Source organism: Micromonospora sp. DT62, from assembly GCF_049847285.1.
Taxonomy (GTDB): domain Bacteria; phylum Actinomycetota; class Actinomycetes; order Mycobacteriales; family Micromonosporaceae; genus Micromonospora; species Micromonospora reichwaldensis.
The window spans coordinates 1-14,378 of the sequence record NZ_JBNCOB010000033.1 but is presented as its reverse complement, the minus strand read 5'-3'; the positions used below and the strand labels follow the sequence as shown (position 1 = coordinate 14,378).

14 protein-coding genes are annotated in these 14,378 nt (G+C 75.1%); 6 read left to right on the top strand and 8 right to left on the bottom strand.

Translation table 11 applies throughout. The annotated features are described in order from the left end of the window. Positions 1-38: 38 nt before the first annotated feature. From ACPXCB_RS28760 to ACPXCB_RS28725, 8 genes are all read right to left on the bottom strand, one after another. Positions 39-1,286 carry a beta-ketoacyl synthase N-terminal-like domain-containing protein gene (locus ACPXCB_RS28760; RefSeq protein WP_425879012.1) on the bottom strand — a complete coding sequence of 416 codons (1,248 nt, stop codon included), beginning with the start codon at positions 1,284-1,286 and terminating at the stop codon, positions 39-41. Next, complete coding sequence (locus tag ACPXCB_RS28755) at positions 1,283-2,557, bottom strand: beta-ketoacyl-[acyl-carrier-protein] synthase family protein (protein WP_425879010.1); 1,275 nt, start codon at positions 2,555-2,557, stop codon at positions 1,283-1,285. The genes ACPXCB_RS28760 and ACPXCB_RS28755 overlap by 4 nt, the downstream gene beginning before the upstream one ends. Positions 2,558-2,612: 55 nt before the next feature. Further along, complete coding sequence (locus tag ACPXCB_RS28750; protein ID WP_425879008.1) at positions 2,613-3,017, bottom strand: cupin domain-containing protein; 405 nt, start codon at positions 3,015-3,017, stop codon at positions 2,613-2,615. Further along, complete coding sequence (locus ACPXCB_RS28745; RefSeq protein WP_425879007.1) at positions 3,010-3,735, bottom strand: SRPBCC family protein; 726 nt, start codon at positions 3,733-3,735, stop codon at positions 3,010-3,012. Before ACPXCB_RS28745 ends, ACPXCB_RS28750 begins: the two co-directional genes overlap by 8 nt. Further along, complete coding sequence (locus tag ACPXCB_RS28740; protein ID WP_425879006.1) at positions 3,732-5,111, bottom strand: acetyl-CoA carboxylase biotin carboxylase subunit; 1,380 nt, start codon at positions 5,109-5,111, stop codon at positions 3,732-3,734. Before ACPXCB_RS28740 ends, ACPXCB_RS28745 begins: the two co-directional genes overlap by 4 nt. Positions 5,112-5,124: 13 nt before the next feature. Beyond that, a complete protein-coding gene (gene accB / locus ACPXCB_RS28735; RefSeq protein ID WP_425879093.1) occupies positions 5,125-5,634 on the bottom strand; it encodes an acetyl-CoA carboxylase biotin carboxyl carrier protein in 510 nt (169 codons plus the stop codon). 203 nt (positions 5,635-5,837) lie between these two features. Then, positions 5,838-7,559, bottom strand: a complete 1,722-nt coding sequence (locus ACPXCB_RS28730; RefSeq protein WP_425879004.1) for an acetyl-CoA carboxylase carboxyltransferase subunit alpha — start codon at positions 7,557-7,559, stop codon at positions 5,838-5,840. Next, entirely contained in the window at positions 7,556-7,894 is a 339-nt protein-coding gene (locus ACPXCB_RS28725) for a TcmI family type II polyketide cyclase (protein WP_425879002.1), read from the bottom strand. Before ACPXCB_RS28725 ends, ACPXCB_RS28730 begins: the two co-directional genes overlap by 4 nt. A 417-nt stretch (positions 7,895-8,311) precedes the next feature. On the opposite strand from ACPXCB_RS28725, the gene ACPXCB_RS28720 reads away from it, so the two are divergent. From ACPXCB_RS28720 to ACPXCB_RS28695, 6 genes are all read left to right on the top strand, one after another. Next, positions 8,312-9,121: an AfsR/SARP family transcriptional regulator gene (locus tag ACPXCB_RS28720; RefSeq protein WP_425879000.1), complete on the top strand. Its 810-nt coding sequence runs from the start codon at positions 8,312-8,314 to the stop codon at positions 9,119-9,121. Positions 9,122-9,244: 123 nt separating this feature from the next. Next, positions 9,245-9,595, top strand: coding sequence for a TcmI family type II polyketide cyclase (locus ACPXCB_RS28715; RefSeq protein ID WP_151456453.1), 351 nt, complete (start codon positions 9,245-9,247; stop codon positions 9,593-9,595). Positions 9,596-9,610: 15 nt separating this feature from the next. Continuing rightward, positions 9,611-10,960 carry an FAD-dependent oxidoreductase gene (locus ACPXCB_RS28710; protein ID WP_425878999.1) on the top strand — a complete coding sequence of 450 codons (1,350 nt, stop codon included), beginning with the start codon at positions 9,611-9,613 and terminating at the stop codon, positions 10,958-10,960. A 269-nt stretch (positions 10,961-11,229) separates the two neighbouring features. Then, complete coding sequence (locus ACPXCB_RS28705; protein ID WP_425878997.1) at positions 11,230-12,468, top strand: helix-hairpin-helix domain-containing protein; 1,239 nt, start codon at positions 11,230-11,232, stop codon at positions 12,466-12,468. Positions 12,469-12,729: 261 nt separating this feature from the next. After that, positions 12,730-12,936 (top strand): hypothetical protein, encoded by a 207-nt coding sequence (locus ACPXCB_RS28700; protein WP_091630565.1) that lies wholly within the window; start codon positions 12,730-12,732, stop codon positions 12,934-12,936. Positions 12,937-13,332: 396 nt separating this feature from the next. Continuing rightward, on the top strand, positions 13,333-14,292 hold the full coding sequence (locus tag ACPXCB_RS28695; RefSeq protein ID WP_357576306.1) for a TIGR03557 family F420-dependent LLM class oxidoreductase: 960 nt from the start codon (positions 13,333-13,335) through the stop codon (positions 14,290-14,292). Positions 14,293-14,378: the final 86 nt, after the last annotated feature.

The window sequence follows — 14,378 nt, the reverse complement described above, 5'->3', positions numbered from 1 at the left end:
CCGGGACCCGACGGGCGTCGTACCGGTGACCTGCTCGCTCACGGCGTCACTCCCCTCTGCGGCGCGGCCCCACGCAGGACCAGCGCGCTGTTGAAACCGTCGAAGCCGCGGGCGCAGACCAGCGCCAGGCGGCTGCGCGGTCGCCGGTGCTCCCGCAGGAAGTCCAGCTCACAGCCCTCGGCCACCTCGTCCGGACCGGCGGACGCCGGCAGCGTGTCGTGGCCGAACGCGAGCAACGCGGTGGCCACGTCCAGCGCCGAGCCGCCCTGGTGTGCGCGGCCGGTCAGCGGCTTCTGGGTGCTGACCGGGGGCGGCCGGTCGCCGAAGACGGCGCGTAGCGCCACAGCCTCGCTGCGGTCGTAGCGGGGCACGCCGAGGGCGTCGGGCAGCACCACGTCGACCGTCTCCGCCCCGACGCCGGCCCGGTCCAGGGCCAGCCGCATGGCGCGGGCGTACTGCCCGGGGTCGCCGGCGGTGTCCGGTCCGGTGTGGACGGCGTCGTGGGTGGCGCCCCAGCCGGTCACCTCGCCGTACACGCGGGCGCCCCGGGACAGCGCGTGGCCCAACTCCTCCACCACGAACACCGCGCCGCCCTCGGCGGGCAGGTAGCCACTGGCGGCGGCGTCGAACGGCCGGTAGGCCCGCTCCGGGTCGGCCACGTCGCTGAGCAGGCCGGAACGGAGCTGGCAGGCCAGGGCGTACGGGCTCAGTGGGCACTCGGTCGCCCCCGCGATCACCACGGGCGTGCCCCGGCGTACGGCCCGCGCGGCGTGCGCCAGGCTGTCCAGCCCGCCGGCGGTCTCGGCGACCAGCACCCCGCACGGCCCCTTGAACTGGTGGTGGATGGAGAGCTGCCCGACGCTGGCCGCGTAGAACCAGGCGATCGACTGGTACGCCCCGACGGTGCGCGACGGCCCGCCCCAGAGCCGTTGCAGCTCCCGCTGCCCGAACAGGTTCCCGCCCGACGAGCTGGCCAGGGTCACGGCGTAGCCGTACGGGTCGGGGGCCCGCTCGGGCAGGCCGGCGTCGGCCAGCGCCAGCCGGGTGGCGGCGAAGCCGAGGTGCGTCCACCGGTCGGTCTGCACCAGCCGGCGGTTGTCGGCGTACGCGGCGGCGTCGAAGCCGGGCACCTCCCCGCCGTGGCGGGTCGGGTAGCCGGCGGGATCGAACAGGGTGATCGGCCCGGTGCGGCGGGTGCCGGCGAGCACGGTACGCCAGTGCGCGTCCACGCCGATCCCGCTGGGCGCGACGACGCCGATGCCGGTCACCACGGCCCGCGCGGTCACGGCAGCACCCGCCCGGGCAGCCGGCGGAACACCATCGCCGACTGGAAGCCGCCGAACCCGCTGCCCACCGAGAGCGCCACGTCGACCGGCAGCTCCCGCGCCTCGTTCGGGACGTAGTCCAGGTCGCACTCCGGGTCGCGGGTGCTCCAGTTGGCCGTCGGCGGCACCACGCCGTACTCCACGGCCAGCGCGCACGCGGCCATCTCGATCGAGCCGATCGCGCCGAGCGAGTGCCCGACCATCGACTTGATCGAGCTGATCGGCACCCGGTACGCGGCCTGGCCCAGCGCCCGCTTGAAGGCGGCGGTCTCGTGCCGGTCGTTCTGCCGGGTGCCCGAGCCGTGGGCGCTGATGTAGGAGACCTGCTCGGGGGCGATGCGGCCCTGCTTCAGCGCGGCCGAGATGGCCAGCCCCATCTCCAGCCCGTCAGGCCGCAGCCCCGTCATGTGGTAGCCGTTGCTGCGACTGGCGTAGCCGGCCACCTCGCAGTAGACGTGCGCGCCACGGCGCGCGGCGTGCCCGGCCTCCTCCAGCACCAGCACCGCCGCCCCCTCGGCGAGGACGAAGCCGTGCCGGTCGGCGTCGAACGGGCGGGAGGCGTGCGCCGGGTCGTCGTTGTCCGGGCTGGTCGCCTTGATCGCGTCGAACGAGGCGACGGTGACCGGGGAGATCGGCGAGTCGGCGGCCCCGGCCAGCACGACGTCGGCCTCGCCGTCGGCGATGAGCTGATGGGCGTACCCGATCGCGTCGATGCCGGAGGTGCAGCCGGTGGAGACCACCTGCGCGGGGCCGTGCAGTCCGTGCCGGCACGCCACGTCCGCGGCGAGGCTGCTGGGCACGAGCGCCTGATAGAGGTACGGGCCGCCGCGCCCGGCGTCGACCAGCCACCGGCGGCCGGTGTCGCTGACCGTGACGTACTCCTGCTCCAGGGCGGTGGTGCCGCCGACGGCGGTGCCGAGCACCACGCCGGTGCGGTCCCGCTCGGCGTCGGTGAGCTCCAGGCCGGCGTCGGCGAGGGCTTCGGCGGCGCAGGCGAGGGCGAACTGCACGTACCGGTCGGCGCGCCGCAGCTCGTCTCCGGTGAGGCCGGCGGCGACCGGGTCGAAGTCGCACTCGGCGGCGATCTGGGAGCGGAAGGCCGACGGGTCGAAGAAGGTGATCCGCCGGGTCGCCGTACGCCCCTCGGTGATGGTCTTCCAGAACCGGTCCCGACTGGCGCCGCCGGGGGCGACCACCCCGACGCCGGTCACCACCGTGCGGCGCCCGCTCACGGCGTCACCTCGGTTCGCGACTGCGGGGCTCGCAACCCCGGCTCACTCCTCACGCTCACGACCCGCCTCGCTGTTCGACCAGCTCGGTGTCGACGTGACCGAGTTCGGGCCGGGGCGCCAGCGGTCCGAGGTGGAAGACCACCTCGGCCGACCCGTCCCCGGTGTTGCGCAGCCGGTGCCGGACGTTGCGCGGCACGAACAGCGCCTCTCCGGCGGCCAGCGGCACCGGCTCGTCGTCCAGGTCGACGGTGATCGCGCCCCGGGCGACGTAGAGGAATTCCTCGCTGTAGGGGTGGTAGTGCTCGGCGATCCGCTCCCCCGGGCGCAGCGTCGCCACCCCCATGAAACCCGAGGTGCTGCCGACGGTCTTGGGGCCGAGCAGCACCCGCAGTTCGCCGCCGCGTCGGCCGTCGGGCGCGACGTCGGCGGCGGCGACCAGCCGCAGGGTCCGCTCACTCATCGCCGGCTCCCGTCGCCCGGTCGGCGTCGGCGAGCCGCTCGATCTTCTCCTTGATGACGGCGAGCTGCACCGCGCTGTTGGCGTTGATCCGGTCGGTCATGCCCGCGTCGTCCACCGGCGCGGTGGGCTTCATCGCGAAGTCCTGCACCCAGGTCATCCGGGTTCCGCCGGGCTCCTCGGTGTAGCGCCAGTGGATGCGCATGTACTCGAACGGCCCGGTCTCCACCCGCCGGGCGTCGACCTGCCGGGTGACCGGGTCGGCGGTACGTTCGCTGACCCAGCTCCACACCGTGCCGTTCTCGTCGGGGTGCATGGTGAGCCGGAACCGCACCGTGTCGCCGTCGCGGTGCAGGATGTCCGCCCGGGCGTACTCGGTGAACAGCTGTGGCCAGTTGGCGACGTCGTTGGTGACGTCCCACACCAGCGGCAGCGGCGCGACGATGAGCACGCTGTTCTCGGTGTGCCCGGGCTGGTCGGCGTCGCGGGCGACCAGCTCGGCGACGCCCGCGATGCTGAGCTGCCCGGCCTGTTCGGGGATCTGCACCTGCCACCGGTCGGCGACCACGGCGGAGAGTTCGAGCAGCGCCAGCGAGTCCATGCCGAGTTCCTCCAGGGACGCGGCCGGGGCGCGGGCGGCGGCGTCGGCGTCCAGCCCGCAGTTGGCCACCAGGATGTCGGTGATCTCGGCGGTCAGCGGACGGCCATGGGTGACGGTCATCGGAGCCTCCTGTGGTGTGCGTCGGGCGGGCCGGCGAGCAACTGCTCGACCAGGCCGGTGGAGTAGCGGCCCTTGCGGAACCCGGCGTCGTCGAGCACCCGCCGGGCGAACGGGATGGTGGTGCGGACCCCGGGGCCGGCGATGTCGAACTCGTCGAGGGCGCGTTCCAGCCGGTTGAGCGCGAGCTCCCGGTCCGGCGCCCAGACCGCCACCTTGGCCAGCAGGGAGTCGTAGTGCGGGCCGAACAGGTAGCCGGCGTGGCCGTGCGTGTCGACCCGGGTGAACGGGCCGCCGGGCGGGACGAAGCGCTCCAGCCGGCCGGGCGTCGGCGCGAAGCCGCGGTCCGGGTCCTCCATGTTGACCCGGCACTCGATGGCTACCCCGTGGAACCGGACGTCCTCCTGCCGCCAGCGCAGCGGCACCCCCGCGGCGATGTGCAGCTGCTCGTGCACCAGGTCGATCCCGGTGATCATCTCGGTGACGGGATGCTCGACCTGGATCCGACAGTTGATCTCCAGGAAGTGGAACCGTTCGTCGGGGTCGACGAGGAACTCCACGGTGCCGGCGCCGGTGAAGCCGGCGTGCAGGGCGCCGCGCAGGGCGCACTCCGCGATGGCCTCCGAGGTGCCGGCCGACAGTGTCGGAGCGGGCGCCTCCTCCACCAGCTTCTGGTGCCGGCGCTGCACCGAACAGTCCCGGGTGCCCAGGTGCACGCCGTTGCCGTGGGAGTCGCACAGCAGCTGCACCTCGACGTGCCGGGCACCGGTCAGGTACCGCTCGACGTACACCCGGTCGTCGCCGAAGGCGGCCTGGGCGGCGGCCCGGGTCCGCGCGTACGCCCGGGGCAGCTCGGCCGGGGTGGCGACCACCGTCATGCCCCGGCCCCCGCCGCCGGCCGCGGCCTTGACGATCACCGGGTAGCCCACCTCGGCGGCCACCTCCGCCGCCGCGGCGGCGGTGGGCACCGGCGCGACGCTGCCCGGCGGCAGGGGCAGCCCGGCCCGGCGCATCAGCGCCCGCGCCGAGGACTTGTCGGCCAGCACGGACATCACCTCCGGCGGCGGGCCGATGAAGACCAGGCCGTTGTCGGCGCAGATCTCCGCGAAGTCGGCGTCCTCGGAGAGGAACCCGTAGCCGGGGTGCACCGCCTGCGCCCCCACCTGCCGGGCCGCCTCCACGATCGCGGCGGCGTTGAGGTAGCTGCGCCGGCTGGGTGCCGGCCCGATGCGTACGGCCTCGTCGGCCAGGCGCACGGCGACGGAGTCGGCGTCCGCGGTGGAGTAGACCACCGCCGTACGCACGCCCAGCTCCCGGCAGGCGCGCAGCACCCGCAGGGCGATCTCCCCCCGGTTGGCGATCAGGACCTTCTCGAACATCGCGACCCGCCCCTCACACCGGGTCCAGCGCGACCAGCGGCTGGTCGTACTCGACCGGCTGGCCGTCGGCGGCGAGAACCTCGACGACCCGGCCACCCCGGTCGGCGATCACCTCGTTCATCAGCTTCATCGCCTCGACGATGCCGACGACCTGCCCGGGACGGACCAGGTCGCCGACGGCGACGAAGGGCGCGGCGCCCGGCTCCGGCGCGCGGTAGAACGTGCCGACGATGGGCGACCGCACGGCGTACCCCTCCGGCGGCGCGACGGTGGGCGGGGGTGCCGGGCTCGCCACGGCGGGGGCGGTCCCGGCCGGGGCGGCGTGCCACTCCACCTCCAGCACCGTGTCGCCGCCGCGCAGCCTGATCCGCCGCAGCGGGCCGGGCATCTCGGCCGCCAGGTGTCGGGCGTGCCGCCGCAGCCCGACGAGCACGCTGTCCACCCGCTGCCCCACCTCCGACGCCGCCTCCACGCCGGACGCCAGTCCGACGCCGGGCGACGGATGCGTAGCAGCCGCCGGCACCGGGCCGGCGGCCCGCTCGACGTCGGACGACCGAACCGCGTCGGACGACCGCGCCGCGTCGGGCGTGGGATGCGGGCTGGGCGTGGGGTACGCCTGCGGCGTCAGGTGGGCGTCGGGGGCCGTCCGGGTGCCGGGTGCCGGCACCGCGAAGACCGCCTCCAGGCCGAATGCCGGCGGCACGGCGGCCCGGATCCCGCCGGCGCTCACCGGGCCCCCGCCCGGGCGCCGAGGCGGGCGGCGCCGAAGCGCCGGAAGCGCTGCCGCCGGCGGCGGACCAGCGTCGCGGGCGGCACGTCGAGCAGCGGCAGCAGGTGCGCCAGCACCGCCTCGCGCAGCGCCCGGGCGGCGGCCTGCGGATCGTGGTGGGCGGCCGGGGCCGGCTCGGGAACGAGGTCGTCGACGATCCCGAGCCGGCACAGGTCGGGGGCGGTGAGCCGCAGCGCGCGGGCCGCCTGCGGCGCGGCACCCCGGTCCGGCCAGAGGATCGCCGCGCAGCCCTCCGGGCTGATCACGGAGTAGACGGCGTGCTGGAGCATGAGCACCCGGTCGGCCACCGCGAGCGCCAGCGCACCACCGCTGCCGCCCTCGCCGGTGATCACGGCGACGACGGGGGTGGGCAGCACGGTCAGGGCGAGTATGGTCTCCGCGATGGCCGCCGCCTGGCCCTGTTCCTCGGCCCGCACGCCGGGATCCGCCCCGGGGGTGTCGACCAGGGTGACCACCGGCAGGCCGAGGCGGGCGGCGAGACGCATCAGCCGCAGCGCCTTGCGGTGCCCCGCCGGGCTGGCCATGCCGAAGTTGCGCCCGACCAGCTCGGCGGTGGTGTGCCCCTTCTGGTGCCCGATGACCATGACGGGCCGGGTGGCGAGCCGGGCCAGCCCGCCCACCACCGCAGGGCAGTCCGCGCCGAGCCGGTCGCCGTGCAGCTCGACGAAGCCGTCGAACGCCGTCTCCAGGTAGTCCAGCGTGGTCGGACGACCCGGGTGCCGGGCCAGCCGCACCGTCTCCCAGGCGTCGCCGCCCGGGCCCGGCGCCGTCGTGGTGGCGGTTCCGCCGGCCGGCCGCGCCACCAGCGGCGACGGCTCCTGCCGGGGTACGCCGGGACGCGCCGCCGGCCGCCGCCCGGCCCGCGCGGCGGCGAGCAGCGCCACCAGCCGGCCCCGCAGGGCGTGCCGGGGCACCACCATGTCGACCTGGCCGTGCCGCAGCAGGAAGTCGGCGGTCTGGAAGCCCTCCGGCAGGTCCCGGCCGGTGACCTGCCGGATCACCCGGGGGCCGGCGAAGCCCATCCGCGCGCCGCTCTCGGCGAGTACCACGTCGGTGTTGGTGGCGAACGAGGCGGCCACGCCCCCGTACGTCGGGTCGGTGAGCACGCTGACGGTGAGCAGGCCGGCCTCCCGCAGCGCGGCGATCGCCTGGCTGACCGTGGCCATCTGCATCAGCGACAGGGCGCCCTCCTGCATCCGCGCCCCGCCGGAGGCGGTGACGAGGACCAGCGGGACCCCGTCGGTCAGGGCCCGCTCGGCCGCCAGGGTGATCAGCTCCCCCACGACACAGCCCAGGCTGCCGCCGAGGAACCGGAAGTCCATCACGGCGAGCACGCACGGCTGCCGCCCGACGGCGGCCGTGCCGCAGACGACCGCCTCGGCCAGCCCGGTGCCGGCCCGCGCCGCGGTGAGCCGGTGCGGGTACGGCAGCAGGTCGACGAAGCCGATCGGGTCGACCTCGGCCGGCCGCTCCGCCAGGGCGGTGAACGACCCCGGGTCGACGAGCTGGAGCAGCCGCTCGGGCGCGTCGACCCGGGCGTGCGCCCCGCACTCGGGGCAGACGTCGAGGTTGCGCCGCAGCCGCTTGCGGTAGAGCAGGGTGGCGCAGCCACCGCAGCGGGACCAGAGCTGCCCCTCGCGGGGCGCGGTGGCGGTCACGACGGCCGCCCGACGGGCGCGGCGTCGAAGCGGTAGAAGCAGCGGGCCATCGCGTCGCGCGGCTCCCGCCACGTCGGCAGGTATGGCGACACGTACGGCTGCAGCCGGGCACTCACCCTGGCGAACTCGGGGTGTCCCCGGGCCGCCTCGACCGCTTCCCCACCCGGCGACTCCGTCTCCAGCAGGTGCACGTACAGGTCACCGAGTCGGTAGAGCGACCGGTGCCGGACCCCGACCAGGCGCGGCAGTTCGGTCGCGTCGGAATCGGCGAAGATCTCGGCGACGCGCGCCTCGGCGCTCGGCAGCACCTTCGCGACGATCAGCGAACGGTCCATGGACGGGCCTCCCTCCACGGCATCGGGAATCGGTGACCACGGCACCGGCCTAGCCGGACGACTGGCGACACGATCCGGCCCCGGGCGTCACGGCGGCGTCACCGGCGACCGCCGAACGGCGACGCAGCTTTTGTGACGCTGCGTTGACGCGAGCTGTGTATCCGCTGTGCGGCACCGATCATCTGGTGTGGAATATCCGCAGTTAGGAAGGGTTCTCGTGGACGTCGACAGGCAAGCGCCATCCTGGACAAGAGATTGACCGAGAGTGACCACAATTGATAATCTTCGTCACGGTCAGCCCGGCGGCCGCGGTGTGCGAGGCCGTGCCGCGGCGGAGCGATCCGACAGTGGGGTCATGGGCAGCCGCGCCGGGGACAGCAGACGAGTCGGGACGAGCGTTCCGCAGGGGGTGCCGCCGTGGCCGCTGATCGATCGACGCCGACCACCGATTGCCGTGTCGACGCCGAGATCTCCCTGCACCTGCTCGGCGGGTTCCGGCTGCTGCACGGCGAGGCCCCGGTCGTGGTGCCGCGCGGCCTGCAACGCGTCATCGCCCTGATCGGGCTGCGCCCCGGCGCCACCCGCAGCAACCTGGCCGGCCTGCTCTGGCCGGACGCGCCCGAGGACCGCGCGCTGTCGTCCCTGCGGACCGCGCTGTGGCGGCTGCGCCAGGACCCCTGCTGCCCGATCACCACCTCCGGCGACACGATCGCCCTCGGCCCGGTCGTCCGGGTCGACGTCGACGCGCTCGTCGGCACGGCCGCGCGGGTACGCGACGGCGACGACCCCTGCGCCGCCGCCGCGCTCGCCGCCGGCCGGCACGACCTGCTCCCCGGCTGGTACGACGACTGGGTGCTGGCCGACCGGGAGCGCCTGCGCCAGCTGCGCCTGCACATGCTGGAGGAACTGGCCGGCCAACACCTGTCGGCGGGCCGCCACGGCGCGGCACTGGAAGCCGCGTTGGAGGCGATGGCCGCCGAGCCCCTGCGCGAGACGCCGCACCGGCTGGTGGTCCGCATCCACCTCGCCGAGGGCAACGCCTTCGAGGCCGTGCACGCCTTCTACGTCTACCGCGACCTGCTGCTGCGGGAACTGCGGCTGGAGCCCTCGGCGGCGATGACCGCCCTGCTCGACGACACCCTCGCGCCGATCCGCGAGGCCACCCGTACCGCCCCGGCCGGGCCCCGCCGGCCGCCGGCCCACCGGATCGCGCCCCGCGCGCGCTGAGGCGGCGTCACCGGCGCGGCGGGGCGAGTGACGGACAGGTGACAGTCGCCGGGGCACGGTGGGCCGCACAACAGTCCGTGGTCTGCGACATGGTCGCGGAGCGCCACCGGCGAGAGGGGTCCCATGAGCCGTCTACTGATCGTCAGCAGGATCATCCCGGGCGCGGAGGGTCGGGTGGCGCAGATCTTCGCCGAGTCCGACGCGACCGAGCTACCCGCCCTCACCGGGGTCCGTCACCGGTCCCTGTACTGCCTGCACGACCTGTGCGTACACCTGATGGAGACCGCCGACGTGGCCCCGGACGCGCTGGCCGAGGCCCGCAACCACCCGCTCTACCGCCAGGTCAACGAGCGGCTCTCCGCGCACACCACGCCGTACCTGCCGACCTGGCGCTCGCCGCGCGACGCGATCGCGGGCTGCTTCTACCGGTGGGACGCCGCGGACGCGGCGGCGTCGTCGCACCCGGCCGGCTGAACGGGGGCGGTCGCCATGTCGTCCAGACCACCGCACGTCCTGATCATCGGGGCCGGCACGGGCGGGCTGTGCCTGGCGCACGGCCTGCGCCGTGCCGGCATCAGCGTCGCCGTCTACGAGCGGTACCGCACCCGCGGCGAAGGGCTGCTCGGCTACCGGGTCGGCATCGGGCCGACCGGCAGCCGCGCGCTGCGCGAGTGCCTGCCGCCCGCCCTGTTCGACGTCTACCTCGCCACCTGCGCCCGCTCCCCCCGCTACTTCAACGTCATCACCCAGGGCATGCGGCGCACGGCCTCGTTCACGCTCCGGCCGGACACCGACCCCGTGAACACCGAACGGTCCGTCGCCCGGATGACCCTGCGCCAGGTCCTGCTCACGGGCATGGAGGACATCGTCCACTTCGACAAGGCCTTCACCCGGTACGACCAACGCGACGACGGGACCGTGACCGCGCACTTCGCCGACGGCAGCACCGCCACCGGCGACCTGCTGGTCGCCGCGGACGGCACGCACTCGGCGGTACGCCGCCAGTACCTGCCGCACGCGGTCACCCGCGACGCCGGCACCATCAACATCGCCACCCGGATCCCCCTGACCCCGCACACCCGGGGGCTGCTGCCCGAGCGGATCGAACAGGGCATCTCGCTGATCTTCGGCACCGGCGGGATGATGGGCGTGCTGCACGTGATGGAGTTCAAGTGGGACCGCGACGGCGCGCTCAAGCCCGGCGTCGACCCCGCCGACGCCGAGCTGCTGCGCGGCTGGCCGGGGCTGCGCCACGACAACACCCGCGACAACATCAACCTGGTCGTCTGGAGCACGGCCCGCCGCTTCCCGAGCGACGTCATGCAGTTGCGCGGCGAGGACCTGGTCCTGCTCGCCCTGCGACTCACCCGAAACTGGCACCCCCACCTGCGCGAACTGCTCGCCCGCAGCGACCCGGGCAGCGCCCTGCCCATCAGGGTGTCCACCAGCGAGCCGGTGCCGCCCTGGAAGAGCAGCACCGTCACCCTGCTCGGCGACGCCATCCACACGATGACGCCGGGACGCGGGGTGGGCGCCAACACGGCCCTGCGCGACGCCGCCCTGCTCTGCCGCCAGCTGCGGCAGGCCGCCACCGGAGACAAGACGCTGCTCCAGGCGGTGGCCGACTACGAGGCCGCGATGGTGCCGTACGGGTTCGCCCGAGTCACCGACTCGCTCAACCGCAGCGGCACCAGCGGGGACGACCGGATGTACAAGCCGGTCGTCGGCCGGCTCGCGCTGCTCGGCGCGCGGGGCTACTTCGGCGTCACCAGCCGGGTACCCCGGCTGGCGCGCCGGTTCGTCGACGACTTCTACAGCTACCGGGGCGAGGAGGACTGACCGTCCGACGGGGACCCCGGCGCCGCCAGTGGGTGCCGGGGTCCCCGCCTGCCCACCCACCGCCTACCCGCCCACCGCCCGCGGATGCGGACGCGGACGCGGACGCGGACGCGGCGACCCTCCGTCGCCCCGGCGGACACCGCCCGTCGCGACCCGTCCCACCGCCACGTCGGGCACCCGGTCCTGCCTGTCGGCGTCGTCAGGCGTGTGCGAAGCTGCGGCGAGTTTTTCTCGCGGATTTCCGGACGTGAACGATAGGGAGGTTTGCCGTGGCGTGGTCTTTCGGGCACTGGCTGATACTGATCGTGGCTCTGTTGGTGGGTCTGGTGGGCGGCTGGTTCGGGCGCGGTTGGCGGAACGCGACAGCCGCCACCCACGGCTCGCCCATGGTGGATGGTGACCCGGTCGCCGGCATGACCGCCGTGGTGGTCGACCCGCCGCCCGTCGCCACCCTGGACGAAGCGCGCCCCGAGGTGACCGTGGACCCCGCGCCGGAGGCGGTCGCCGACCGCGTCCCCGCCGCGCCCGGGGTCGACGCCCCGACCGACGCCGACCCGGGCAGCACCGATGCCCCGGCGGCCACGGTCGTATCGGCCGACGCGTCCCGGGCCGACGCCGTCGACCCGGCCGACATGGCGCTGACCGGCGACCCGGTGCCGGCGCCCGACGCCGACCCCATGCCGTCCGCCACCACCACCGACGTACGGCCGGAGCACGAGGTCGTGCTGCCGGTGGCCGCCGAGGTGACCGGCCCCGTCGACCGCCGGCCGGCGGAGGAGCCCGCCCCGAGCGCCGACGCGCAGCCCCTCCCGGCCGCCGCGACGGAAGCCCTTCCCGCCGCCGACGCGGAGCCCGTCCCGGCCGCCGTCGCCTCGGCGTCGACGAGCGTGACCCCGGCCGAGCCGGAGACCGCACCCGTTCCCACCGCCGCCGGCCCGGCCGAGCCCGTTGCCGAGCCCGTTGCCGTGGCCGCCTCCGCCGTCGAGCCGGAGCCGGCCGACGCACCCGCCGAGCCGGAGCCGACCCGCGCCACGCCGATCGAGCCGGCCCCGGTCGCCGCCACCCCGGTCGCCGCCACCGTGGTCGAGCCCGCCCCGGTCGAGCCGGCACCGGCCGCCGCCACCGTGGTCGAGCCGGCCATCTCCGCCGCCGCACCCGTCGAGCCCGAGTCGACGCCGGCCGACGCGCCGGCCGAGCCGGTGGTCGTTCCCGCGCCGCGCGGCGAGGTGGACGCTCCGGCCGCGACCGACTCCGAAGCCGCCGACGACTTCCGCCGGATCCAGGGCGTGGGCCCGAAGATGGCCGCGGCGTTGCAGGAGGCCGGCATCCGGACGTACCGGCAGCTGGCGGAGCTCGACGAGGCCGCCCTGCGGGAGACGATCCGGGCGGCCGGGCTGCGGGCCGCGCCGAGCCTGGCGACCTGGCCGCAGCAGGCCAAGGTGCTCGCCGGCGCCCCGCAGGAGGCGGCCGCCGCCCTGCCGACCCCGGTGGGCGGCGCGGACTCCTGACCGGCTTCGCCCCGGCTGCCGCGTTCCCCGTCGGCGCCGGACGGCGGTACCCGGATGGATCGGGTACCGCCGCACGACCGATCCGCCGTCGACATCGCGGCGCCCCGACCACCGGGCGCCGCGATGTCGGCGTTCCGGGCCGTCCGCCCACCTGTCGGCCGTCCGCCGCGCCGGTTCCTCGGCGGCGGCACCGTTAGCCGTTCATCGCGATTGGGTACAACGCCCAACACCTCGATCCACCACACCTTTGCGGAGGCAGCGATGCGCGGCACGTCGATATTCGGAGTCCTGGTCGTCATCTGGCTGATCATCGGCGCGGTCGCCGCCGGGCAGCGCGGCTACTACAGCGGCGACGACACGAACTGCGCCGAGGCCGGCACGATCCTGGTGACCATCGTGGCCGGGCCGCTGAACTACATCGGGGCCAACCCGAAGGTCGACTGCGAACTGCCCCAGCCGTCCAAGTAGGACGCACTTCTCCGGCCCGCGCCCACTCGGGCGCGGGCCGAGCCGTGTCCGGGGTACGCCGCGCCGGCTCCCCGGCTCCGTCCCTCCTGCCGACGTCGGTCCGGGCCGGCCAGGCCCCTCGGCCGCCTGTCCCGCTCGTCGGCCCCGAATCTGCCGTGCCGGGACGGCGATACAGCCGGGCTCGCCCAGAGGCCGAGTCCGGCGGCGCCGGCGGGTGGTTCGCCTTCCACGCCCATCGAGGACAGCGCGCGGTGCGCCACACCGCGTAGGGCGTCCTAGGAGGCTGGGTCATCGGTACCGGCGTCCCGGGGCCGCCCGCGCGGCCCGACGTTTGTCGACCCTCGGCACGGGAACCGGCGTTGCGCCACCAGCGCCGCACGGGACGGGAGCACCGGCATGAGGATCGGCTACAAGCTCGCCTCGGAGGGGTACGGACCGCAGGAGATCATCCGTCAGGCCGTCCGGGCCGAGCAGGCTGGTTTCGACTTCGTCGAGATGAGCGACCACTTCCACCCGTGGCTCGACACGCAGGGGCACTCGTCGTTCACCTGGAGCGTGCTCGGGGCGGTCGCGGCGAAGACCGAACGGATCGGCCTCGCCACCGGGGTGACCTGCCCGACCGTCCGGTACCACCCGGCGATCATCGCGCAGGCCGCGGCCACCCTCGCGCTGATCTCCGACGGCCGGTTCACCCTCGGCGTCGGGGCCGGGGAACGGCTCAACGAGCACGTGGTGGGGCAGGGCTTTCCCAGCGTACGGGGCCGGCACGAGCGGCTCCGCGAGGCGCTGGAGATCATCCGGCTGCTCTGGCAGGGCGGCTACCACTCATTCGAGGGCAAGCACCTGCACCTGGAGGACGCCCGGATCTTCGACCTGCCGGAGACCCCACCGGTGATCGCGGTCGCCGCGAGCGGCCGGTCCTCGGCCACGATGGCGGCGGAACTCGGCGACGGCCTGTTCGTCACCGAGCCGAAGGCGTCGATCGTCGAGCACTACCGGCAGGCCGGTGGCGACGGTCCCCGCTACGCCGAGGTGCCGATGGCCTGGGCCACCGACGACCAGCAGGCCGTACGGGCGGTGCTGGAGACCAGCCGGTGGATGGTGACCGGCTGGAAGGTGATGAGCGAACTGCCGAACCCTGTCAACTTCGACGCCGCCAGCGCGTACGTCGAGGAGCGGCACGTCCGGGAACTGTTCTCCGTCGGGCCGGACCCGGAGGCGCACGTGGCGGCCGTCCGCCCGTACGTCGAGGCCGGCTACGACCACGTCGTGCTGCAGAACGCCGGTCCCGACCCGGACGGCTTCCTCGACTTCTTCGCCGGCGACCTCGCCGCCCGGCTGCGCGCCCTCGGCTGAGCCGTCCGCCACACGGGGCGGGGGGGGGGGCCCCCCCCGAGGCGGTTAAACCCGCCGGGGCGGGAGGCGCCCCCGCGGGGGGGGGG